We start from the raw sequence: 21,900 nt of genomic DNA on the forward strand, positions 1-21,900 counted from the left end.
TACACCTAGCTGAGGAAGGTGCCGGTACCCGCCCAATCGAGCACGAACGTGGGCCACAAACCCAGCACCAACGTCACCACCGCGCCCAAGGTGATCGCGATCGTGGTGAAGGCGCCGGGCACCGTCACGGTCGGGCCGTCCGGGGCCGGGTCGCTGAAGTACATCAGCACGATCACCCGCAGGTAGAAGAACGCCGCCACGGCCGAGGCCACGAGAGCGATCACCACGAGCGGCGTGAGACCGGCGTCGATCGCCGCGCTGAACACGACGAACTTGCCGATGAAGCCGGACGTCAGCGGGATGCCGGCCAGGGCCAGCAGCAGGAACGTGAAGGTGGCCGCCACGATCGGCGACCGCTTCGCGAGACCCGCCCACTGCGACAGGTGCGTCGCCTCGCCGTCCGAGTTGCGGACCAGCGACACGATGCCGAACGCGGCGATCGTGGTGAAGCCGTACGCCAGCAGGTAGAACATGGTCGCGCTCACGCCCGGAGCGTCGCCTTCCGGCGTCAGGGCGATCGAGCCGATGAGCAGGAAGCCCGCGTGCGCCACCGAGGAGTACGCGATCATGCGCTTCACGTCGGTCTGGGTGAGACCGAGGATCGCGCCGATCACCATCGAGACGACCGCGACGCCGTAGAGCACGCCACGCCATTCCCACTGAGTGTTCTCGAACGCCACCGTGAGCACGCGCAGGATGCCGCCGAACGCGGCGACCTTCGTGCACGCGGCCATGAACGCCGTCACCGGCGTCGGCGCGCCCTGGTACACGTCCGGGGTCCAGGCGTGGAACGGACCGACGGCGGCCTTGAACAGCAGGCCCACCACCAGCAGGCCGAAGCCCGCGAACAGCAGCGTGTCGGAACGGTCCGTGCCGCCGGCGGCGGTCGCGATCGCCGAGAGCTTCACCGAACCCGCGTAGCCGTAGAGCAGGGCCACGCCGTAGAGGAAGAACGCGGAGGCGAAAGCGCCGAGCAGGAAGTACTTCACGGCCGCTTCCTGCGAGAGCAGGCGACGGCGGCGAGCCAGGCCGCACAGCAGGTACAGCGGCAGCGACAGGACTTCCAGCGCGATGAACATCGTCAGCAGGTCGTTCGCCGCGACGAACGTCATCATGCCGCCGAGCGCGAACAGCGTGAGCGGGAAGACCTCGGTCTGCATGCCGGTCTTCGTCGCCTGCGCGCGGTCCTGCACGGTGCCGGGACGGATCGCGGCCTGCGCCACGAACGCGCCACCGGGCTCCACTGAGCGGTCGGCGATCAGCAGCACCGAGCCGAAGCCCAGCACCAGCAGCGTGGCCCACAGGAAGAGCGACGGCGAGTCGACCGCGATCGCGCCCGCCAGCGTCGCCACGCCCTGCTCGGGACGCTCCGACGTCGCGTAGAGGATCAGCGAGCCGACTGCGCCGACCAGCGTCACGAGCGTGAGCACGAGCTGCACGGCCCACCGCTGATGCTTGGGCAGCAACGCTTCCAGCAGCACGCTGATGCACGCGGCACCGAGCACGATCAGCAGCGGCGCGAGGGCACCGTAATCGATCTCCGGCGCCTCGATCGTCTGCGCCTGAGCGACGAGAAGGTTCACGTCACTTGCCTTCCTGCACGGTGACCGGGTCGGTCACGCCGACCTCGGTCAGCGTCGCCCCGACAGTCGGGGTGATGACGTCGAGCACCGGCTGCGGGTAGAACCCGAGGGCCAGCACGATGACAACGAGCGGTGCCAGCACGGCGATCTCACGCTTGTTCAGATCGCCGATGGTGGTCTTCTTCTCCGGATCGCCGACGGCGCCCGGACCCGCGGCCGCACCGATCAGCGCGTCGCCGCGCAGAGGGCCGGTCATGATCCGCTGGTAGAGCCACAGCACGTAGAGCGCCGCGAGCACCATGCCGACCGTCGCGATGATCGTGAACACCGGACGGGTCGGGAACGAGCCGATCAGCACGAGGAACTCCGAGACGAACGAGTTCGTGCCCGGCAGCGACAGCGTGGTGAGACCCGCCAGCAGCAGCATGCCCGCGAGCAGCGGGGCCACCTTCGACATGCCGCCGTAGTCGGAGATCAGCGACGAACCACCGCGCGCGATCACCATGCCGACCACGAGGATCAGCATGCCGGTCGAGATCGAGTGGTTGAGCATGTACGACACCGAGCCCACGCCTGCCTGCGACGTGAACGAGAAGATGCCGAGCGCGATGAAGCCGAAGTGGGCGATCGAGACGTAGGCGAGGAACCGCTTCATGTCCCGCTGGCCCGTGGCGAGCAGCGATCCATAAAGGACACCGGCCACCGCGAGCACCAGGACGTACGGCGCCAGGTTCTTCGACGCTTCCGGGAACATCGGCAGCAGGTAGCGCAGCATGCCGAACGTGCCGACCTTGTCCAGGATGCCGACGACGATCACCGTGACGCCGATGGGCGCCTCGGCGGCCGCGTCAGGCAGCCAGGTGTGGAACGGCACGAGCGGCGCCTTGATCGCGAACGCCAGGAAGAAGCCGAGGAACAGCCAGGTCTGCGTCGTCGAGTCGGCGTCGCTGACCACCTTCACGAGCGTCGCCCAGTCGAACGTGCCCTTGCCCAGCTCGTCCGACGCCATCGCGTACGCGCCGATCGCGGAGGCCAGCATGATGAGGCCGCCGAGGAACGAGTACAGGAAGAACTTGACCGCCGCGTACTGCCTGCGGGCGCCGCCGTAGCCGCCGATCAGGAAGTACATCGGGATCAGCATGACTTCGAAGAGCACGTAGAACAGGAAGACGTCGGTGGCGGCGAACACCGCGACCGTCACGGCCTCCTGGATCAGGATCAGCGAGAGGTAGCCGCCCTGCGAACGGCCGGCGGGCAGCTTCTCCGTCCAGCCGGCACCGATCACCAGCGGGATCAGCAGCGCGATGACCGCGATCATCACCAGCGCGATGCCGTCGATGCCGAACTGCAGCCGCACGCCGAACGCCGGGATCCAGTCCACGCCGGTGGCGAGTTGGATGCGGTCGCCGTTCGGGTCGTAGGCCGTCCACAGCAGGACCGCGAGCACGAGCTCGACGAGCGAGAACGCCAGCGCGACGAGCTTGGCCTTCTTGTCGTCCTTGCGCAGGAACGCCACCACCAGCGCGCCGACCAGCGGCACCACCAGCAGTGCGATCAGAACCCAGGTCACGAGAACCTCACCACCAGGAGCGCCCCGAGCACGAAGATCGAGCCCAGCAGCATGGACAGTGCGTAGGAGCGGACGAACCCGGTCTGCAGCCTGCGCAACCGGCCGGAGCTACCGCCGAGCAGCGCCGCCGTGCCGTTCACGGCACCGTCGACGCCCTTCAGGTCGAGGAACACCAGCGCGCGGGTGAGCCAGGTGCCCGGCCGCGCGAAGAGGGCCTCGTTCAGTGCGTTGCCGTAGAGGTCCGCACGGGCCGCGCGCACCGGCCAGGCCACCCGCGCCGGCCGCTCGACCGGCTGCTTGCGGCGGCCGAAGAGCAGGAACGCGAGACCGGCACCGACCAGCGCGAGCGCCACAGTCAGGATCCCGACCATGCCGTGCGAGATGACGCCGTGCTCCTCCTTCAGCTCGCCCAGCGAGGGCTCGAGCCACCCGGCGAGACGTCCGCCGGAGGAGAGGAACCAGCCGCCACCGATCGAGCCGACCGCCAGGATGATCATCGGAACGGTCATCGTGAGCGGGGACTCGTGCGGGTGGTACTCGCGGCCGTCCTCGGACTTCAGTTCCTTCCAGCGGGGCTTGCCCAGGAAGACGAGGATCAGCAGGCGCGTCATGTAGAACGCGGTCAGCGCGGCACCGAGCAGAGCGACGCCACCGAAGACCCACGGCCGCCAGCCCTCACCGGTGAACGCCGCCGCGATGATGGCGTCCTTGGAGAAGTAGCCCGCGAACGGCGGGATGCCGATCAGCGCGAGGTAGCCGAGCGTCCACGTGACGAACGTGATCGGCAGGAACTTCGCGAGCCCGCCCATGCGGCGGATGTTGCCCTCGTCGTTCATGCCGTGCATGACCGAACCGGCACCGAGGAAAAGCCCGGCCTTGAAGAAGCCGTGCGTCAGCAGGTGCATGATGCCGAGCGCGTAGCCGATCGGGCCGAGGCCCACCGCGAGGATCATGTAGCCGATCTGCGAGACCGTCGAGTACGCCAGGACCTTCTTGAAGTCGTCGTAGGCGCAACCGATGATGCAGCCGATCAGCAGCGTGACCGCACCGATGATCATGACGACCAGGCGGCCGTCCTCGCTCAGGTTGTAGAGCGGGTTCGAGCGGGCGATGAGGTACACGCCCGCGGTGACCATGGTCGCCGCGTGGATCAGGGCGGACACCGGGGTCGGGCCGGCCATCGCGTCCGGCAACCAGGCCTGGAGCGGGAACTGACCCGACTTGCCGCAGGCACCCAGGAGCAGCAGCAGCGTGATCGCGAGGACCTCGGCAGAGGAGAACTCGCTGACGCGGCTGAAGACCTCGGTGTACTGCGTCGTCCCGAGCCTGTTGAACATCAGGAAGATCGCGATCGCGAGGCCCAGGTCACCGACGCGGTTCATCAGGAAGGCCTTCTTGGCCGCCGATGCCGCTTCCGGCTTGTACTGGTACCAGCCGATCAGCAGGTACGAGGCGAGACCGACGCCCTCCCAGCCGAAGTACAGGGTCACGAAGCCGTTGCCCAGCACCAGCAGGAGCATCGCCGAGACGAAGAGGTTGAGGTAGGCGAAGAACTTCCGCCTGCCTTCCTCGTGCGCCATGTAGCCGATCGAGTAGATGTGGATCAGCGAGCCCACACCGGTGATCAGCAGCACGAACGTCAGCGACAGCGGGTCGATCCGCAGTCCGAACTCGACGGTCAGCGCGTTGACGTCGATCCAGTCCCACAGGTGCAGGTTCTGGACGCGCTCCTCGGCGTTCGAGACGCCGAGGGTCGTGAAGAAGAGCGCGAGCGCGTAGCCGAACGACGCGAGCAGCGTGGCACTGCCGAGCAGGTGGCCCCACTTGTCCGCGCGCTTGCCACTGACCAACAGCACCGCCGCACCGAACGCGGGCAGCGCCAACAGCAACCAGGCGAAGCTCGCGACCCCGCTGGCGACAACAGGTTCCGTCACCGGTGACCCCTCAGTACTTCAGCAGGTTCGAGTCGTCGACCGAGGCCGAGCGACGCGTCCGGAAGATGGACATGATGATCGCGAGGCCGACGACGACCTCCGCCGCGGCGACGACCATCACGAAGAACGCCATCACCTGACCGTCGAGCGAGCCGTTGATGCGCGCGAACGTCACGAGGCTCAGGTTGACCGCGTTGAGCATGAGCTCGACGCACATGAAGACCACGATGGCGTTGCGGCGCACCAGGACGCCGACGGCGCCGATGCTGAACAGCAGTGCCGACAGCAGCAGGTAGTAGGTGGGGGTCACGACTCACTTCCCTTGAGCGCGTGCGCGTCGGGCTCGTGCGCGGTGCCGGCCACCTCGGCGACGTCGTCCGAGAGCGTGGACTTGTCGGTCGCCTCGATGACGTCGAACAGCGACTCCTCCGCGACCGTGCCGTCGGGCAGCAGTGCGGGGGTGGCCACCGAGTTGGCGGTGGCGAAGACGCCGGGGCCGGGCAGCGAGCCGACGCGCTTGCCGTCCTGGAAGCGCTCCTCCACGAGCTCCTTCTGCGTCTTCTTGGCGGGCTTCCCGTCGCGGCCGACGAAGGCCAGGATCATCGCGCCGAGGGCGGCGGTGATCAGCAGGGCCGACGTGAGCTCGAACGCGAACAGGTACTCCGTGAAGAGCTTCGTGCCGATGTTGCCGACGTTGCCGCCGTTGGTGGCGTTCGCCTCGGCGAGACCGGCGGGCTCGACGGAGGTCAGCGCGCGGCCGACCGAGCCGACCAGCAGCACGGCGAACCCGATGCCGAGCAACGCGGCCGCGAGTCGCTGGCCGCGGATCACCTCGACGACGGAGTCCGAACTGTCGCGGCCGACCATCATCAGCACGAACAGGAACAGCATCATGATCGCGCCGGTGTAGACGATGATCTGCACGAAACCGAGGAACGGCGCCTGCTGGACCATGTACAGCACACCGAGGCTGAGCATCGTCACGACGAGCCACAGCGCGGAGTGCACCGCGTTGCGTGCGAAGAGCATGCCGAGCGCACCGGCGAGCGCGAGCGGGCCGAGCACCCAGAACGTGATGGCCTCGCCCGTGGTGACGGTGTCGACCACCTTCTGCACGGGTTCCGGCTGCTGGGCCAGGAAGCTGACGAGAAGGCTCACTGCTGGGCCTCCTTGGCCAGCTGCGGGCCGTTCACGTAGTAGTCCTGCTCGTTCTCGCCGAGCCGCATCGGGTGCGGCGGCTGCTCCATGCCGGGCAGCAGCGGGGCGAGCAGGTCCTCCTTGGTGAAGATCAGGTCCTGGCGGTTGTCGTCGGCGAGCTCGTACTCGTTCGTCATCGTGAGCGAACGGGTCGGGCAGGCCTCGATGCACAGGCCGCAGCCGATGCAGCGCAGGTAGTTGATCTGGTAGTCGGCACCGAAGCGCTCACCGGGGGAGAAACGCGCCTCCTCGGTGTTGTCGCCGCCTTCGACGAAGATCGCGTCCGCGGGGCAGGCCCACGCGCACAGCTCGCAGCCGACGCACTTCTCCAGGCCGTCCGGGTGCCGGTTCAGCTGGTGACGGCCGTGGAACCGCGGCGCGGTCACCTTCTTGACCTCGGGGTACTCCTCCGTCACCACCTTCTTGAACATGGTGCCGAAGGTGACGCCGAAGCCTTTCAGGGACTCGAACATCCCTACTCAGCCTCCTTACCGGTGGTGACGGCTGCCGTCTCCTTGGGGAGGGTGGCGACCTTGACCTTGCGCTTGGGCGCTGACTTGGGGACGACGAGGTCGAGCGGCGGCACGGGGAAGCCGGAACCCGCGAGCGGAACGCCCTTGGTGTCCTGGACCTTCTTGTCCGGCAGCAGGAACGAGACCAGCAGCACGAGGCCGACGACCACGCCGAGCGCGATGAGCCGCTGCGCCGTGGAGAGCTGCTGGATCGCGCCGGTGCGGATGACCGCGACCGCCATGATCCAGATCAGGCTGGTCGGGACCAGCACCTTCCAGCCCAGGCGCATGAACTGGTCGTAGCGCATGCGGGGCAGCGTGCCGCGCAGCCAGATGAAGATGAACAGGAAGCCCAGCGTCTTGATGATGAACCAGAGCAGGCCCCACCAGCCGGTGTTCATGAACTCGCCGCTCCACGGGGCGTGGTAGCCGCCGAGGAAGAGCGTGGTCGCGAGCGCCGAGACCGTCACCATGTTCACGTACTCGGCGAGGAAGAACAGCGCGAACTTCAGCGAGCTGTACTCCGTGTGGAAACCACCGACGAGCTCCGACTCGGCCTCGGGGAGGTCGAACGGGGCGCGGTTGGTCTCGCCGACCATCGACACGACGTAGATCGCGAAGCTGGGGAACAGCAGGAAGCCGAACCAGCCGGGGGCGAACCCGAGCACGGTGGTCGCCTGCGCGCCGACGATGTCACCGGTCGACATCGAGCCGGTGAACATGATCACCGCGACGATCGACAGGCCCATCGCGATCTCGTAGGAGATCACCTGCGCGGCCGACCGCAGCGCGCCGAGCAGCGGGTACGGCGAGCCGGAGGCCCAGCCGGACAGCACGATGCCGTAGACGCCGATCGAGGAGCAGGCGAGCACCACGAGCACGCCGACCGGGAGGTCGACGAGCTGCAGCGCCGTCTGCTCGCCGAACAGGTTGACCTCGCCCGCGAGCGGGATCACCGAGAACGCGAGGAACGCGGGGATGCAGGAGATCACCGGGGCGAGGAAGAACACCCACTTGTCCGCGAGGACCGGGCGGATGTCCTCCTTGAACGCGAGCTTCAGACCGTCCGCGAGCGACTGCAGCCAGCCGTTCGGGCCGACCCGGTTGGGGCCGGGGCGGTGCTGCATGCGCGCGACGACCTTGCGCTCCCAGTTGATCATGAACAGGGTCATGACCACGAGGAAGGCGAAGATCGCGACGACCTTGATCAGGATCAGCCAGAACGGGTCGTCCGCGAGGAGCTTGGCGGTCTCGCCGATCTCCGCTGCGACGAACTGCTGGGTCATGACGTCCCTCCGCTGACGGAGACGATCGAGCCGTGGCCCGCGCCGAGAGTGGCCCGGACGGTCACGTCACCCGAGTTGGTGGGCAGCCAGATGACGCCCTCGGGCAGGTCGTCGGTCTCGACCGGGAGCGTGATCGCGCCGCGGTCGGTGGAGACCGTGACGTACCCGCCGGAGGTCAGGCCGAACTGCTGCGCGGTGGTCTCCGCGATCTTCGCGACGACCGGGCGGGCCGTACCGGCGAGGTGCGGCTCGTCGACCTGCAGCGAGCCGTTGCCGATCAGGCGGTGCCACGTGGCGAGCACGGCCTTGCCGGGCCCGGCCGGGGACACCAGCGGCGCGGCGACGTCGAGCGACGAACCGCTCGGCGTGCCCTCGCCGAGGCGGGCCAGGTCGGCCGCCGCGGCGGCGGGCGTCTGCGTGAACAGGTCCGCGTCCATCTCCACCGCGAGGGTGTCGAGCACGCGGCAGTCCGGCAGCGCGCCGGTGCCCTCGAGGGTGGTGCCGAACACGCGGTGGCGGCCCTCCCAGTTGAGGTAGCTGCCGGCCTTCTCGACCGCCGGGGCGATCGGGAGCACGACGTCGGCGTACGCGGTGACCGCGCTCGGACGCAGCTCCAGGCTCACGATGAAACCGGCCCCCGCCAACGCCTTCTCCGCGAGCCGCGGGTCGGACAGGTCGAACGGGTCGACGCCGCCGACCACCAGGCCGGACAGCTGACCGGCGGCGGCGGCCTCGAGAATGCCCGTGGTGTCGCGGCCGGGCGTCGCGGGCAGCGAGCCCTCCTCGACACCCCAGGTGCGCTCGACCTCGGTGCGGGCGGCGGCGTTCGCGACGTGGCGGCCGCCGGGCAGCAGGTTCGGCGTGGCACCGACCGCGAGCGCGCCGCGCTCACCGGCACGGCGGGGAATCCACGCGACCTGGGCGCCCGTGCGCTCGGCCAGCCTGGCGACCGCGGTGAACGCGCCGGGGATCACGGCGGCACGTTCGCCGACCAGGATCACCGCGCCGGGCTTGGACAGCAGCTCGACGACGTCGGAAGCGTGCTCCGACAACGCGTTGATGGCGTTCGCCTCGGCACCGGGCACGCAGGCGAGCAGCGTGCCGAACGTCTTCTCCACGGCCGGGGTCGTGAACTGGCCGAGGTGGAAGACCTTCGTGGTGCCCTTGCGAGCGGCCTTGCGCAGGCGCAGGAAGACGATCGGCGCCTCTTCCTCGGGCTCGAACGCGACCAGCAACGCGGCCGGTGCGGACTCGATGCCCTGGAAGGTGACGCCGTTGTCCGGGTTCGTGAACACCGTGGTGCCGGACAGGAACTCCAGCTCCTCGGCGCTGTGCGGCCGGGCGCGGAAGTCGATGTCGTTGGTGTGCAACGCGATGCGGGCGAACTTCGAGTACGCGTAGGCGTCCTCGACGGTCAGCCGGCCACCGGTGAGGACACCGACGCCGTTCGCCTCACGTGCCGCCGTCAGGCCCTCGGCCGCGACCTGCAGGGCCTCGGTCCAGGACGACTCGCGCAGCTCGCCGCTCTCCTTGTCACGGACCAACGGCCGCTTGATGCGGTCCCCGGTCGTGGCGTAGCGGAAGGCGAACCGGCCCTTGTCGCAGATCCACTCCTCGTTGACCTGCGGGTCGTCGCCGGCGAGCTTGCGCTGCACCTTGCCGCGCCGCCAGTCGGTGCGCTCGGCACAACCGGAGGAGCAGTGCTCGCAGACGCTCGGCGTCGACACCAGGTCGAACGGGCGGGCGCGGAACCGGTAGGCGGCGCTGGTGAGCGCGCCGACCGGGCAGATCTGGATGGTGTTGCCGGAGAAGTACGACTGGAACGGCTTCTCCGGCGCCGTGCCGATCTGCTGCAGCGCACCGCGTTCGAGCAGTTCGATGAACGGGTCGCCGGCGATCTGCGCGGAGAACCGGGTGCAGCGCTGGCAGAGCACGCAGCGTTCGCGGTCGAGCAACACCTGCGTGGAGATGTTGATCGGCTTCGGGAACGTCCGCTTGTGCTCGTGGAAGCGGGAGTCGCTGCGGCCGTGGGCGATCGCCTGGTTCTGCAGCGGGCACTCACCGCCCTTGTCGCAGATCGGGCAGTCCAGCGGGTGGTTGATGAGCAGCAGCTCCATCACACCCTGCTGGGCCTTGTCCGCGACGGGCGAGGTCAGCTGGGTCTTCACGACCATGCCGTCCGCGACCGTCATCGTGCAGGAGGCCTGCGGCTTCGGCATCGGCCGGCCGCCCATCTCGACCTCGACGAGGCACTGGCGGCAGGCGCCCGCAGGCTCCAGCAGCGGGTGGTCGCAGAAGCGCGGGATGACCGTGCCGAGGCGCTCGGCCGTGCGGATCAGCAGCTCACCCTTGGGCGCGACAACGGTTTCACCGTCGATGACGAGCTTGACGTGACCTTCCGGTACGACAACCTCGGCTGCGGTGGGCTTGTCAGGCGCGATGGTCATGCGTTCGCTCCAGCCAGGACCTTGGAGTTCTGGTCGCACAGGGCGAGGAACTCGTCCTTGAAGTACTTGATGCCGCTGGTGATCGGGCTGACGGCACCGTCACCCAGCGCGCAGAACGAGCGGCCGAGGATGTTGTCGCAGACGTCGAGCAACGTGTCGATGTCGCTCGCCGTGCCGTTGCCCGCCACCATCCGCTGCAGGATCTGCACGAGCCAGTACGTGCCCTCGCGGCACGGCGTGCACTTGCCGCACGACTCGTGCTTGTAGAACTCCGTCCACTTCATGACGGCCCACGGCACGGACACGGTCTCGTTGAAGATCTGCAGGGCGGTGGTGCCCAGCATCGAACCGGCCTCGGCGGCACCCTCGAAGTCCAGCGGCACGTCGAGGTGCTCGGCGGTGAACAGCGGGGTGGACGAGCCGCCCGGCGTCCAGAACTTCAGCGGGATGCCGTCCTTCATGCCGCCGGCCATGTCCAGCAACTGCCGGAGCGTGGTGCCCATCGGCGCCTCGTACTGGCCGGGCCGCGTGACGTGACCGGACAGCGAGTAGATCTTCGGACCGGGCGACCGGTCGCGACCCATCTCGCGGAACCAGTCCGCGCCACCGTTGACGATGAAGGGGACCGACGCGATGGTCTCGACGTTGTTCACCACGGTGGGCGACGCGTAGAGGCCCGAGGTCGCGGGGAACGGCGGCTTGAGCCGCGGCTGGCCGCGACGGCCCTCCAGCGAGTCGAGCAGCGCGGTCTCCTCGCCGCAGATGTACGCGCCGGCGCCGGCGTGGATCACGACGTCGAGGTCGAACCCGCTGCCGAGGATGTTCTTGCCCAGGTAGCCCTTGGCGTACGCCTCGCGCACCGCCGCGTTGAGGCGGCGGATGCAGTGCAGGACCTCGCCGCGGACGTAGATCGCCGCGAAGTTCGCGCGGATCGCGTACGACGTGATGATCACGCCCTCGATCAGCGAGTGCGGGTCCGCCATCATCGTGGGGATGTCCTTGCAGGTGCCCGGCTCGCCCTCGTCGGCGTTGATGACGAGGTAGTGCGGCTTGCCGTCGCCCTGCGGGATGAAGCCCCACTTCATGCCGGTGGGGAACCCCGCGCCGCCACGGCCGCGCAGTCCGGAGTCCTTGCACTGCTGGATGAGCTGGTCCGGGTGGGCCCCCAGCGCCTTGGGCAGGGCGGTGTAACCACCGGTGCGCTCGTAGGTCTCGATGGTCCAGGACCTGGGCTCGGTCCAGCGCTTGGTGAGAACGGGAGTCAGCGGGTCAACCATGTTCGTCCCTACTTCTTTTCCGGCAGGGCGGGGAACTCGGCGTTGGACGGCATCGCGGGCGCGTCCCAGCCGCGTTCCTGGGCGATCTGCGCACCGGCCAGCGTCTCCGGCGCCGCCGACGGGCCGTCGAGGTCGGCGTCGCGACCCTCGAAGAACCCGGCGAGCTGGAGCTCGGCCTGCTTGAAGTCGGTGAGCGGGGCACCGCGCGTCGGGGCGGGCTTCTCCCCCGACTGCAACGCCTTCACGAGTCCCAGGGCCTTCTCCGGCGTCTGGTTGTCGTAGAACTCGTAGTTCACCTGGAGGACCGGACCGAGGTCGCACGCGGCGAGGCACTCGGCGTGCTCCAGCGTGATCGAGCCCGGCGTACCCGGCTCGCCCGCGGTCTCCTCGTGGCCCACACCGAGGTGGCTCTTGAGCGTCGAGTAGATCTCGTCGCCGCCCAGCGCCGCGCACAGCGTGTTCGTGCACACGCTGACCAGGTGCTCACCGCACGGGCGGCGCTTGTACATCGTGTAGAACGTCGCGACCGCGCTGACCTCGGCCTCGCTCAGGTCGAGCTGCCCGGCGCAGAACCGGATGCCCTCCTGGGAGACGTAGCCCTCGACGGACTGCACCAGGTGCAGCATCGGGAGCAGCGCACTGCGGGCCTGCGGGTAGCGGGCGATGATCGCCTGCGCGCGGTCCTCAGTGGACTGGTCGAAGGTCTGTTCTGGAGCCTGGGTCATCGGTCACACCCACCCATCACCGGGTCGATCGAGGCGACGGACGCGATGACGTCGGCGACCATGCCGCCCTCGCACATCGCGGGCATCGACTGGAGGTTCACGAAGCTTGGTTCGCGGACGTGCACGCGCATCGGCCTGGTGCCACCGTCGGAGACGATGTGGTAGCCGAGTTCGCCGCGCGGCGACTCGACCGGCACGTAGACCTGGCCCGCCGGGACCTTGAAGCCCTCGGTCACCAGCTTGAAGTGGTGGATGAGGGACTCCATGGACTGGCCCATGATCTTGCGGACGTGCTCGAGCGAGTTGCCCATGCCGTCGCTGCCGATCGTGAGCTGCGCGGGCCACGCGATCTTTGCGTCCTCGACCATGACCGGACCGGTCGGCAGGCTCTTCACGACCTGCTTGATGATCCGCAGCGACTGGTGCATCTCCTCGAGGCGCAGCAGGTACCGCGCGAAGCAGTCCGCCGCGTTCGAGGTGGGCACGTCGAACTGGTAGTTCTCGTAGCCGGCGTACGGCTCGATCTTGCGCAGGTCCCAGGCGAGGCCCGCGGACCGCAGGATCGGGCCGGTGATGCCGAGCGCGAGGCACGCGTCGACGGGCAGGTAGCCCACGCCCGCGAGGCGGTTGCGCCAGATCGGCTGACCGGTGAGCAGCTTGTCGTAGTCCGGCAGCCGCTTTTCCATGATCTTGACGAACGCGGTGATCTTCTCGACGCCGTCGCTCGGCAGGTCCTGCGCGAGACCGCCGGGACGGATGAACGCGTGGTTCATCCGCAGGCCGGTGAGGTGCTCCAGCAGGTGCAGGGCCTCCTCGCGCTCGCGGAAGCCGGAGGTCATGCCGGTGAGGGCGCCGAGCTCCATGCCGCCGGTGGCGAGTGCGACGAGGTGCGAGCTGATCCGGTTGATCTCCATGAGGAGGACGCGGATCGCCTCGGCCCTGTCCGGCACCTTGATGCCGAGCAGCTTCTCGACGCCCATGCAGTACGCCGCTTCGTGGTGCAGCGGCGCCAGGTAGTCGGTGCGCGTGATGAACGTGACGCCCTGCACCCAGTTCCGGTACTCGAGGTTCTTCTCGATGCCGGTGTGCAGGTAGCCGATCACGCTGCGGGCGTGGGTGACCGTCTCGCCCTCGAGCTCCAGGACCAGGCGGAGCACGCCGTGGGTCGAGGGGTGCTGCGGGCCGAGGTTCATGACGATGCGCTCGTCGTGGACCGCGTCCGCGAGCACCTCGTCCCAGTCGCCGCCGGTCACCGTGTAGACGGTGCCCTCGGTGGTCTTCCGGGAGTCCGCGACCTCGGGGGCCTGGGGCGTCTCGGTGCGGGTGGTGACGTCGTCCGTGCTGTCGCTACCGGTCGCGCTGGTGTTGGTGCCGGTGGTGACGTCCGAAAGCCGCTCGGTCATGAGTAGGACCGCCTCTGGTCCGGCGGAGGAATCTCCGCGCCCTTGTACTCCACCGGGATGCCGCCCAGCGGGTAGTCCTTGCGCTGGGGGTGTCCGTCCCAGTCGTCCGGCATGAGGATGCGGGTCAGTCCGGGGTGACCGTCGTAGATGATCCCGAACATGTCCCAGGTCTCGCGCTCCTGCCAGTCCGCCGTCGGGTAGACCTCGACGAGGCTCGGCACGTGCGGGTGCTCGACGTCGACGGCGACTTCCAGCCGCACGCGGCGGCGGTACGTCATCGACGTGAGGTGGGTGACCGAGTGCAGGCGCTGCGGCACGTCGGCGCCGTAGTCGACACCGGACACCGAGCTGCAGAGCTCGAAGCGCAGCGACGGGGTGTCGCGGAAGATCCGCGCGACCTCCAGCAACGTCTCCGGCCTGAGGTAGAAGGTGATCTCGCCGCGGTCGACCGTCACCTGCTGCACCGTGTCGGCGGGCAGGTCCTTGTCGCCGATGGCGGCGAACAACTCGTCCGCGACCTCGTCGAACCAGCCGCCGAACGGGCGCTCGGACGGAGCGGAGACGTGAGCGGGCAGGCGCAGGCCACCGAAACCGGACGTGTCACCGGAGCCGGTGACGCCGAAGAGGCCCTGGCGCTCCTTGCCCGCGAGGATCGGCGCCTTGGCCTTCGCCTCCGTCGGGTTCGTCTTCTCGAGGTCCTCCCCAGCGCGGTTGTTGACGCTGGAGTGCTCTCCCCCTGGCTCGGTCACTTCTTCCTCGCAAAACGCTCGGACGACGGGATGAGGTCGGTGCGGTAGCCCGAGTCGGCGAGCGCCTTGGCGCGCACGGCGCCCAGCGGCTCGTCCATGATCTTGGCGTGGATCTTGAGGATCGCGTCCATCAGCATCTCCGGCCGCGGCGGGCAGCCCGGCAGGTACATGTCGACGGGCACGACGTGGTCGACGCCCTGCACCACCGCGTAGTTGTTGAACATGCCGCCGGTGCTGGCGCACACGCCCATGGCCAGGACCCAGCGCGGCTCCGGCATCTGGTCGTAGATCTGCCGCAGGACCGGCGCCATCTTGTTGGTGACGCGGCCGGCCACGATCATCAGGTCCGCCTGGCGCGGTGAGGCCCGGAAGACCTCCATGCCGAAGCGGGCCAGGTCGTAGCGCGGACCACCCGTCGTCATCATCTCGATGGCGCAGCAGGCCAGGCCGAAGGTGGCAGGCCAGAGCGAGGACTTGCGGGTCCAGTTGACCAGCTTCTCGACGCTGACCAGCAGGATGCCGTTCGGGAGCTTCTCCTCGAGACCCATGACTTCCTCAGTTCCAGTCGAGGCCGCCGCGACGCCACACGTAGACGTACGCGAAGCCGACCGTGGCGACGAACAGGACGATCTCCACCAGCCCGAACAGGCCGAGCTTGTCGGCCGCTACGGCGAACGGGTAGAGGAAGACCATTTCGATGTCGAACAAGATGAACAGCATCGCCGTCAGGTAGTACGCGACGGGCATGCGCCCACCACCCACCACCGGCTGCGGGCTCGGCTCGATGCCGCACTCGTACGCGTCGAGCTTCGCCTTGTTGTAGCGGCGGGGTCCGATGTAGGGGGCCGCGGTCACCGAGAACAGTGCGAACGCCCCGGCGAGCGCGAACATCAATACGAGGGGGAGGTAAGGGTCAAGCACGCTCCGTCGTCCTTTCCTCGCGTGTCGAGGCGCACCCTAAGGGTGTAGTTCCGCGACCTATTTGTTAGGCGACCCTAACAAACGCTTGTGAAACAGTTCACAAGCCTGTGCGCACTGTTGTGAAGTGATTCACAAGGTCGCTCGCCAGTGTAGAACGCCTGTAAATGACCTACGTCACAGGGTCTGACCTGGTGATTTAACGTGGCCGTCACATGCGAAACGGCACCGGCTCGTATTGAGCCGGTGCCGTCACCTATTCGGAGTAATTTACGCGCTGGGAGCGAGCTTCGTGGCGGCCACGATCAGCTTGTCCATTGAGTCGCCGTCCTTGGGGTCGTAGAGGCCCGCAAGCAGCTTGAGCACCAGTTTCATCAGGCGTTTCCGCGGCATTCCGTACTTCGTTGCGGTCCGCATGATCGCCGGATTACCGATGAGCTTCGAGAAGACGTTCCCGAGCCGGTAGTAACTGCCGAGGGCCTCTTCGATGCGGACCGGGTAGCCGTGCAGCGCCCGTTCACGGTTGACGCCGGTGCGCGCGAGGGCCTGGACGATGCTCTCGCTGGCGATCTTGGCCGACTCCATGGCGTAGCCGATGCCCTCGCCGTTGAAGGGGTTGACCATGCCGCCGGCGTCACCGACGAGCACCATGCCCGCGCGGTAGTGCGGCTTGCGGTTGAGGCCCATGGGCAGCGCGGCGCCACCGATCCGGCTGGTCGCGTTCTCCTCGCGGAAGCCCCACTCCTCCGGGGTGCCGTCGAGCCAGCTCCGGAGTAGTTGGCGGTAGTCGGTCGTGCCGTAGGCCTTCGACGTGCTGAGAATGCCCAGACCGACGTTCACGCTGCCGTCGCCCATGCCGAAGATCCAGCCGTAACCGGGCAGCAGCTGGCCGTCCGGGGCCCAGAGCTCGAGGTGGCTTTCGAGGTAGTCGTCCTTGGTGCGCGGGCTGTTGTAGTAGCGGCGGACCGCGACGCCCATCGGCTTGTCGTCGTCCTTCTGCAGCCCGATGCTGAGGGCGAGGCGCGCTGACACACCGTCACAGCCGACGACGATGGGCGCCCGGTAGGTGACCGGGTTCTTTTCCGGTCCCTGCTTGGCTTCGACGCCCACCACGCGGCCGTTCTCGACGATGGCCTTCGTGACGGTGGTGTGCTCGTGCATGCGCGCGCCGGCGGCCTTCGCGGCGTTCGCGAGCATCTCGTCGAAGTCCATGCGCGGGCGGACCACGCCGTAGTTCGGGAACGTGGCCAGGTCCGGCCAGTCCAGCTCCATCGTCACGCCGCCACCGACGACGCGGAGACCCTTGTTGTGGAGCCAGCCGTTGCTCTCGCGGGTGTCGATGCCCAGGTCGATGAGTTGCTTGACGCCTCGCGGGGTGAGGCCGTCGCCGCAGACCTTCTCCCGCGGGAAGGTGCTCTTCTCCAGGAGGAGGACGTCGAGGCCCGCCCTGGCGAGGTAGGTGGCGGCGGTGGAACCCGCCGGTCCCGCGCCCACGACGATGACGTCGGCGTCCTCGTTGATCCCGCGCCTGCTCATCCAGACTCCCTGCGTGTACCGGTCACAGCTTCTGCTGGCGACTCTAACCGGACGTTGCTGAGGGTCTCGGGCGGTCTGGGGTCGTGCGGGTGCTGTTGCGGGCGGGTGGTCGCGTTCCAGCGGGGTGGTCACGCTGGCGCGCTCCAGCTGTCACGCTCGGGACGTCAGGTCTCGTACGAGGTACCTCGCGTGCCGGCTCGACACCGCGCGGGCGGGTGCGGTTCTCAGGCCTCGGTCGGCTCGTCCGCCTTCGGCTTCGGCTTCGTCGCGCGGTGCAGCGCGACCATGCCGCCCGTCAGGTTGAACCAGGCCACGTCCTCCCAGCCCGCCTGCGAGATGTACTCGCCGAGCGTGCGCTGGTCCGGCCAGCTGGCCATCGATTCGGACAGGTAGGAGTACGCGGCGGGGTTGCTGGAGACGAACTTCGCGATCAGCGGGAGGAGCTTCAGGAGGTAGCGCATGTAGACGATGCGGAACGGCTTGAAGACCGGAGTGGAGACCTCGCAGATGACCATGCGGCCGCCTGGCTTGGTGACGCGTGCCATCTCTCGGAGGGCCACGACGGTGTCGTTGAAGTTCCGGATGCCGAAGGACACCGTGACGGCGTCGAACGAGTTGTCCTTGAACGGGAGGCGCAGGGCGTCTGCCGCGACCTTGGGGACTCGGCGGTGGGCTCCTGAGGCGAGCATTCCCACGGAGAAGTCGGCTGCGACGCACCAGGCGCCTGAGGCGGCGTACTCGACGGTGGAGACGGCGGTGCCCGCGGCGAGGTCCAGGACCTTCTCGCCGGGGCGCGCGTCGAGGACTCGCCTGCTCCACTCCCGCCAGCGGCGGTCGAAGCCCAGCGTCATGACCGAGTTCGTGCGGTCGTAGCCCTTGGCCACGCCGTCGAACATCTCGGCTACCTCGCGGGGGTTCTTGTCCAGGCCGGCTCGCGACATGTCTAGAGACTAGGTCAGGGGTGCTGAGATCTTCTTCAGGGCACCTTCAGCGCGGTGAGCATGCCGCCCACCGCCGCGTGCCACGGGTACTGCTCGGCTCGGGCCCTGGCGGCCTCTCGTGAGCCTGATTCCAGCAGGCGCTGAGCGGCGCTGGCGAAGGCAGAGGCGTGGTCCGGGACCGCCGCGCCGCAGGACGGCTGGACGATCTCCTTCAGGGCACTGCTCCGGCTCACGACGACCGGGGTGCCGCTGGCCAGTGCCTCCAGGGCCGCCAGGCCGAACGTCTCGTGCGGGCCCGGTGCCAGGGAGAGGTCCGCTGAGGCGAGAAGGGCTGCGACGTCCGAACGCGACTTCACGAAGCCCAAAAACGTCACGGGCAGGTTCGCCGCGCGCTTCTCCAGTGAGGCGCGTCTCGGGCCGTCGCCCGCGATGACCAGGCGGGCGGAGTGGCCCTGTTCGTGGAGTTCGGCGAGGGTGTCGACGGAGCGTTCGACGTGCTTCTCCGGCGAGAGCCGTCCACAGTGGATCAGCAGGTTCTCCTTGCCCTGCAAGAGGTCTCGGCGGAGGTCTGCCGAGTGGCGGCGCGGGGTGAAGGTGGTGAGGTCCACGCCGAGGGGTACCTGGGCCACGTTCGTCGCGCCGATCCGGTCGAACTCCTCGCGGGCGAACGCCGTCGTGCAGACGACGGTGTCGTAGGAGGCTGCCATGCGGCGGTTCGCCCAGTCCGCGCCACGTTCGGCCGGGGTGCCGGGGAGCACGAACCGGAGCAGGCGGTCCAGGCGTTCGTGGGAGATGACGATGTTCGGGATGTCGCGTTCGCTCGCCCAGGCGCCCATGCCCCGCAGCGTGAGGCGGTCGGACACCTCCAGGCGATCGGGCTTCAGCTGCTCCATCAACGACTTCACGCGCCACGGGTCCACGACCCGGTAGCCGCCGGTGTACGGGATCTTGAGCGCGGGCAGCGTGATCCGGCGGACGCCGCCTGGTAGCGCCTCGTCCGCGTGCTGGGGTCCCGGCACGACCAGCACCACCTCGTGGCCCAGCTGTGCGTAGCCGGTGCCGAGGTGGTGCAGTGCCGTGCGGAGGCCGCCGGACTTGGGGCCGTAGAAGTTGGCCAGTTGCACGATCCTCAAGCGGCCGCCTGGTGCGTTAGTCCGATCACGGCGGCGTAGTGGCCCATCAGTTCGTCGCAGATCGCCGGCCAGGTGCGGGTCAGGACGGACTTGCGGGCCGCGAGGCCGAAGCGCTTGCGCAGCAGCGGGTCGCGCAGGAGGTCCACGTACTGCGCGATGTCGTCCTCGAAGAGGTAACCGGTGCGGCCGTGGCGGACCAGGTCGCGCGGGCCGCCCGCGTTCGGGGCGAGCACCGGGAGGCCGGTGGCGAGGGCCTCCTGGACGGCCTGGCAGAACGTCTCGTGCGGGCCGGTGTGGATGAAGACGTCGAGGGAGGCGTAGGCCTCGGCCAGTTCCTGGCCGGTGCGGAAGCCCAGGAACTCGGCGCCGGGCATGTCCTTCTCGAGCTGCTCGCGGTCCGGGCCGTCGCCGACGACGCGGAGCTTCACGCCGGGCAGGTCGTGCAGCTCACGGAGCCGCGAGACCTGCTTCTCCGGGGCCAGGCGGCCGACGTAGCCGATGGTGAGCTCGTCGTTGTGCCTGGGACGCGGGTGGAAAAGATCGATGTCGACACCTCTGCCCCACCGGTGCACGCGCGGGACGCCGTGGTGCTCCAGGGCCTGCACGGCTGAGCTGGATGGGGCGAGGGTGCGGTCCGCCAGCGAGTGGAGGCGTCTGGTCCAGCGCCACGCCGCTCGTTTGGTGAGGCCCAGGCCGTAGCTGCCGGCGAACCCGGCCACGTCGGTCTGGTAGACCGCGACGGTCGGGACGTCGATCTTGCGGGCCGCTCTGAGGCCGTAGGCGCCGAGCACGAACGGCGAGGCGAGGTGCACCACGTCTGGCTGGAAGTCGGCCAGCGCGTGCAGCACTCTCGGGCTCGGCACGCCGATGGGGAGACTCGTCACCCTGGGCACGTCGACCGTCGACACTCTGACGACCGGCGTGCCGTGGTGCTCGTCGGCACCCGCGCCCGGCGCAACGACCATCGCCTGATGTCCGTTGCGGCGCAGGTGCTCCAGGACCCGGAGCACCGAGTTGGTGACTCCGTTGACCTGGGGCAGGAAGCTCTCGGTCACGATCGCTACGCGCACAGGGACACCATGGGGTGCCCGCATGAAGTCCGCGTGACCTCAGATTTGACGCGGACGGAACACCTCACGTCGTGGCCAGGTGATCGTCGTTTCGTCATCTGCGCTTCGGTTTCCGGACACACGACGCGGTGAAACTAGGCCAGCATGACCGTCTTGTCGTCCCGCCCCGCGCAGCCGGTAGACCCCGGACTGGTGTCCATCGCGCTGGAAGTCGCCGGTCGCCTGGCGAACGACGCCTCGGACGTCATCATGGCCACCGCCGGTCGCGGCGTGCGTCCCGACTCCGGCGAGTCCCCGTTCGACTGGGTCACCGACACCGACCGCACCCTCGAACGCCACACCCGGCGCGTGCTCACCGCCGAGTTCCCCTCGATCCCCGTGTTCTGCGAGAACTCCGACGACGGGGACGCCCCGAGCGACTCGGAGTTCCGCTGGGTCGTCGATCCCGTCGACGGCACCGCGAACTACACCGCGGGCATGCCCTGGTGCGCCTACAGCCTCGCGTTGGTGGACCGCTGGGGCCCCGTCGTCGGTGTCGTCGCAGACCCGTACCGCTCGCAGATCTACGCCGCCGCTCGTGGCCGTGGCATGCGCGCGAACGGCGCCCCGGTTCGTTTGACCGAACGCCAAGGCGACTCTCTTGTCGTATGCACCGAGATGACGCGCACCGGGCCGTGGCCCGGCATGGGTGAGTTCATCTCGACGGCCGCGATAGCCGGCACGGGCGTGCGCGTCCTCGGTTCGAAGTGTCTCGCCGTCGCACAGGTGGCCCTGGGTCACGTGGCGGCCGCCGTTCTGCACGGCTACCACGAGTGGGACGTCGCCGGTGCGGTGTCACTGGCCGTGGAGTCGGGTGCGGTCGTGCTCGACCGGCGCGGCGAGGGCGCCCAACTGCCCGTGGACGGGCTTCTGGTGGCCGCTCCCGAGGCAGCGGACGAGGTGCTGAGCTGGTGGCAGTCGGCGCTTCAGGTCGACAGCTGAGGGAGCTGGTTCTCCAGCACCTCGAGGTGCGTGCGGGCCTCGTCCAGCTCCGGGTGGTCGAACATCTGCAGCGCCACCCGTCCGACCTCGTTCTCGAACGCGTGGAAGTCGTGCGTGGCCTTGAGCAGCCGCTGGTAGACGGGGTGCTGCCGGTCGACGGCTCCCAGCGCCCTGCCGAGCTGGGCGATGCCGCGCACGTCGTCGAGCTCCTCGGCGAGCTGCTCGCTGATGCGCCGCAGCCAGTCCTTGGCGGGTGAGTTCGGCACGGTCTGGACCGCCGCGGCGACCCTGCGCGTCGACTCCGAACAACGTTCGACCAGGTCGGACCACATGTCGAAAGGCTGCTGCGGGAACGGCGGGTGCATCGGCAGGGGTTGCCGCCGCGGGCGCTGGACCGAGTTGCGGATGGCGCCCACGACGGTGCCGACGACGGCTCCCGGGATGCCGCCGAACAGGACGGAGACGAAGGAGATCGCGAGGAAGGTGATGATGGCCGAGGTCGGCTTGTCGCTGGGGGTCGACAGGTCGATGACCGTGGTGAGGACGCCCATGAGCAGGGTGCCGATCAGGGCACCCCAGAGAGCTGAACGGACGACCACCATGACTTCGATCGTGCCATGTTCGTCGGCCGTTCGTGC

At 68.6% G+C, this 21,900-nt stretch carries 20 protein-coding genes; 1 reads left to right on the forward strand and 19 read right to left on the reverse strand.

Annotated features, from left to right (window positions below; translation table 11 throughout):
• Positions 1-5 precede the first annotated feature (5 nt).
• From nuoN to IEY88_RS33845, 18 genes are all read right to left on the reverse strand, one after another.
• On the reverse strand, positions 6-1,583 hold the full coding sequence (gene nuoN, locus IEY88_RS33760; RefSeq protein ID WP_189158974.1) for an NADH-quinone oxidoreductase subunit NuoN: 1,578 nt from the start codon (positions 1,581-1,583) through the stop codon (positions 6-8).
• A 1-nt stretch (position 1,584) separates the two neighbouring features.
• Positions 1,585-3,153 carry an NADH-quinone oxidoreductase subunit M gene (locus IEY88_RS33765; protein WP_189158975.1) on the reverse strand — a complete coding sequence of 523 codons (1,569 nt, stop codon included), beginning with the start codon at positions 3,151-3,153 and terminating at the stop codon, positions 1,585-1,587.
• Positions 3,150-5,087: an NADH-quinone oxidoreductase subunit L gene (gene nuoL, locus IEY88_RS33770; RefSeq protein ID WP_189158976.1), complete on the reverse strand. Its 1,938-nt coding sequence runs from the start codon at positions 5,085-5,087 to the stop codon at positions 3,150-3,152. Before nuoL ends, IEY88_RS33765 begins: the two co-directional genes overlap by 4 nt.
• Before the next feature lie 10 nt (positions 5,088-5,097).
• Positions 5,098-5,397: an NADH-quinone oxidoreductase subunit NuoK gene (nuoK, locus tag IEY88_RS33775; protein WP_030473209.1), complete on the reverse strand. Its 300-nt coding sequence runs from the start codon at positions 5,395-5,397 to the stop codon at positions 5,098-5,100.
• Positions 5,394-6,245, reverse strand: a complete 852-nt coding sequence (locus tag IEY88_RS33780; RefSeq protein ID WP_373294240.1) for an NADH-quinone oxidoreductase subunit J — start codon at positions 6,243-6,245, stop codon at positions 5,394-5,396. Before IEY88_RS33780 ends, nuoK begins: the two co-directional genes overlap by 4 nt.
• Entirely contained in the window at positions 6,242-6,757 is a 516-nt protein-coding gene (nuoI, locus tag IEY88_RS33785; protein WP_189158977.1) for an NADH-quinone oxidoreductase subunit NuoI, read from the reverse strand. The genes IEY88_RS33780 and nuoI overlap by 4 nt, the downstream gene beginning before the upstream one ends.
• A 2-nt stretch (positions 6,758-6,759) precedes the next feature.
• Positions 6,760-8,055 (reverse strand): NADH-quinone oxidoreductase subunit NuoH, encoded by a 1,296-nt coding sequence (gene nuoH, locus IEY88_RS33790; protein WP_189159129.1) that lies wholly within the window; start codon positions 8,053-8,055, stop codon positions 6,760-6,762.
• A 23-nt stretch (positions 8,056-8,078) separates the two neighbouring features.
• Positions 8,079-10,529, reverse strand: coding sequence for an NADH-quinone oxidoreductase subunit G (locus IEY88_RS33795; RefSeq protein WP_189158978.1), 2,451 nt, complete (start codon positions 10,527-10,529; stop codon positions 8,079-8,081).
• Positions 10,526-11,806, reverse strand: a complete 1,281-nt coding sequence (gene nuoF, locus IEY88_RS33800; protein WP_189158979.1) for an NADH-quinone oxidoreductase subunit NuoF — start codon at positions 11,804-11,806, stop codon at positions 10,526-10,528. Before nuoF ends, IEY88_RS33795 begins: the two co-directional genes overlap by 4 nt.
• A gap of 8 nt (positions 11,807-11,814) precedes the next feature.
• Positions 11,815-12,531, reverse strand: a complete 717-nt coding sequence (gene nuoE / locus IEY88_RS33805; RefSeq protein WP_189158980.1) for an NADH-quinone oxidoreductase subunit NuoE — start codon at positions 12,529-12,531, stop codon at positions 11,815-11,817.
• Positions 12,528-13,934, reverse strand: coding sequence for an NADH-quinone oxidoreductase subunit D (locus IEY88_RS33810; RefSeq protein WP_189158981.1), 1,407 nt, complete (start codon positions 13,932-13,934; stop codon positions 12,528-12,530). Before IEY88_RS33810 ends, nuoE begins: the two co-directional genes overlap by 4 nt.
• The gene (locus IEY88_RS33815; protein ID WP_189158982.1) at positions 13,931-14,683 is read right to left on the reverse strand and encodes an NADH-quinone oxidoreductase subunit C; all 753 of its coding nucleotides are present in this window, start codon (positions 14,681-14,683) and stop codon (positions 13,931-13,933) included. The genes IEY88_RS33810 and IEY88_RS33815 overlap by 4 nt, the downstream gene beginning before the upstream one ends.
• Positions 14,680-15,231 (reverse strand): NuoB/complex I 20 kDa subunit family protein, encoded by a 552-nt coding sequence (locus IEY88_RS33820; RefSeq protein ID WP_090013186.1) that lies wholly within the window; start codon positions 15,229-15,231, stop codon positions 14,680-14,682. Before IEY88_RS33820 ends, IEY88_RS33815 begins: the two co-directional genes overlap by 4 nt.
• Positions 15,232-15,238: 7 nt before the next feature.
• Positions 15,239-15,604: an NADH-quinone oxidoreductase subunit A gene (locus IEY88_RS33825; RefSeq protein WP_030478224.1), complete on the reverse strand. Its 366-nt coding sequence runs from the start codon at positions 15,602-15,604 to the stop codon at positions 15,239-15,241.
• Between the two features lie 267 nt (positions 15,605-15,871).
• On the reverse strand, positions 15,872-17,137 hold the full coding sequence (locus tag IEY88_RS33830; RefSeq protein ID WP_189158983.1) for a geranylgeranyl reductase family protein: 1,266 nt from the start codon (positions 17,135-17,137) through the stop codon (positions 15,872-15,874).
• A 224-nt stretch (positions 17,138-17,361) separates the two neighbouring features.
• Positions 17,362-18,078 (reverse strand): demethylmenaquinone methyltransferase, encoded by a 717-nt coding sequence (locus IEY88_RS33835; RefSeq protein ID WP_189158984.1) that lies wholly within the window; start codon positions 18,076-18,078, stop codon positions 17,362-17,364.
• A gap of 35 nt (positions 18,079-18,113) precedes the next feature.
• The gene (locus tag IEY88_RS33840) at positions 18,114-19,211 is read right to left on the reverse strand and encodes a glycosyltransferase family 4 protein (RefSeq protein ID WP_189158985.1); all 1,098 of its coding nucleotides are present in this window, start codon (positions 19,209-19,211) and stop codon (positions 18,114-18,116) included.
• Positions 19,208-20,281, reverse strand: coding sequence for a glycosyltransferase family 4 protein (locus IEY88_RS33845; protein ID WP_229694025.1), 1,074 nt, complete (start codon positions 20,279-20,281; stop codon positions 19,208-19,210). The genes IEY88_RS33840 and IEY88_RS33845 overlap by 4 nt, the downstream gene beginning before the upstream one ends.
• A gap of 144 nt (positions 20,282-20,425) precedes the next feature.
• Between IEY88_RS33845 and IEY88_RS33850 the strand changes: the two genes are divergently transcribed.
• Positions 20,426-21,262: an inositol monophosphatase family protein gene (locus tag IEY88_RS33850; protein ID WP_189158987.1), complete on the forward strand. Its 837-nt coding sequence runs from the start codon at positions 20,426-20,428 to the stop codon at positions 21,260-21,262.
• Here IEY88_RS33850 and IEY88_RS33855 read toward each other — a convergent pair.
• Entirely contained in the window at positions 21,247-21,864 is a 618-nt protein-coding gene (locus tag IEY88_RS33855; protein ID WP_189158988.1) for a hypothetical protein, read from the reverse strand. The two genes, IEY88_RS33850 and IEY88_RS33855, sit on opposite strands and share 16 nt — an antisense overlap.
• Between the last annotated feature and the right edge of the window lie 36 nt (positions 21,865-21,900).

The organism is Lentzea pudingi, from assembly GCF_014646255.1.
Classification (GTDB): domain Bacteria; phylum Actinomycetota; class Actinomycetes; order Mycobacteriales; family Pseudonocardiaceae; genus Lentzea; species Lentzea pudingi.

Bases quoted from the DNA above. Each gene is read 5' to 3' on its own strand.
- IEY88_RS33795 (WP_189158978.1), bottom strand. From the start codon at position 10,529: ATGACCATCGCGCCTGACAAGCCCACCGCAGCCGAGGTTGTCGTACCG.
- nuoF (WP_189158979.1), bottom strand. From the start codon at position 11,806: ATGGTTGACCCGCTGACTCCCGTTCTCACCAAGCGCTGGACCGAGCCC.
- IEY88_RS33850 (WP_189158987.1), top strand. From the start codon at position 20,426: ATGACCGTCTTGTCGTCCCGCCCCGCGCAGCCGGTAGACCCCGGACTG.
- IEY88_RS33855 (WP_189158988.1), bottom strand. From the start codon at position 21,864: ATGGTGGTCGTCCGTTCAGCTCTCTGGGGTGCCCTGATCGGCACCCTG.
- IEY88_RS33830 (WP_189158983.1), bottom strand. From the start codon at position 17,137: ATGAGCAGGCGCGGGATCAACGAGGACGCCGACGTCATCGTCGTGGGC.
- nuoE (WP_189158980.1), bottom strand. From the start codon at position 12,531: ATGACCCAGGCTCCAGAACAGACCTTCGACCAGTCCACTGAGGACCGC.
- IEY88_RS33835 (WP_189158984.1), bottom strand. From the start codon at position 18,078: ATGTCGCGAGCCGGCCTGGACAAGAACCCCCGCGAGGTAGCCGAGATG.
- IEY88_RS33810 (WP_189158981.1), bottom strand. From the start codon at position 13,934: ATGACCGAGCGGCTTTCGGACGTCACCACCGGCACCAACACCAGCGCG.
- IEY88_RS33820 (WP_090013186.1), bottom strand. From the start codon at position 15,231: ATGGGTCTCGAGGAGAAGCTCCCGAACGGCATCCTGCTGGTCAGCGTC.
- nuoI (WP_189158977.1), bottom strand. From the start codon at position 6,757: ATGTTCGAGTCCCTGAAAGGCTTCGGCGTCACCTTCGGCACCATGTTC.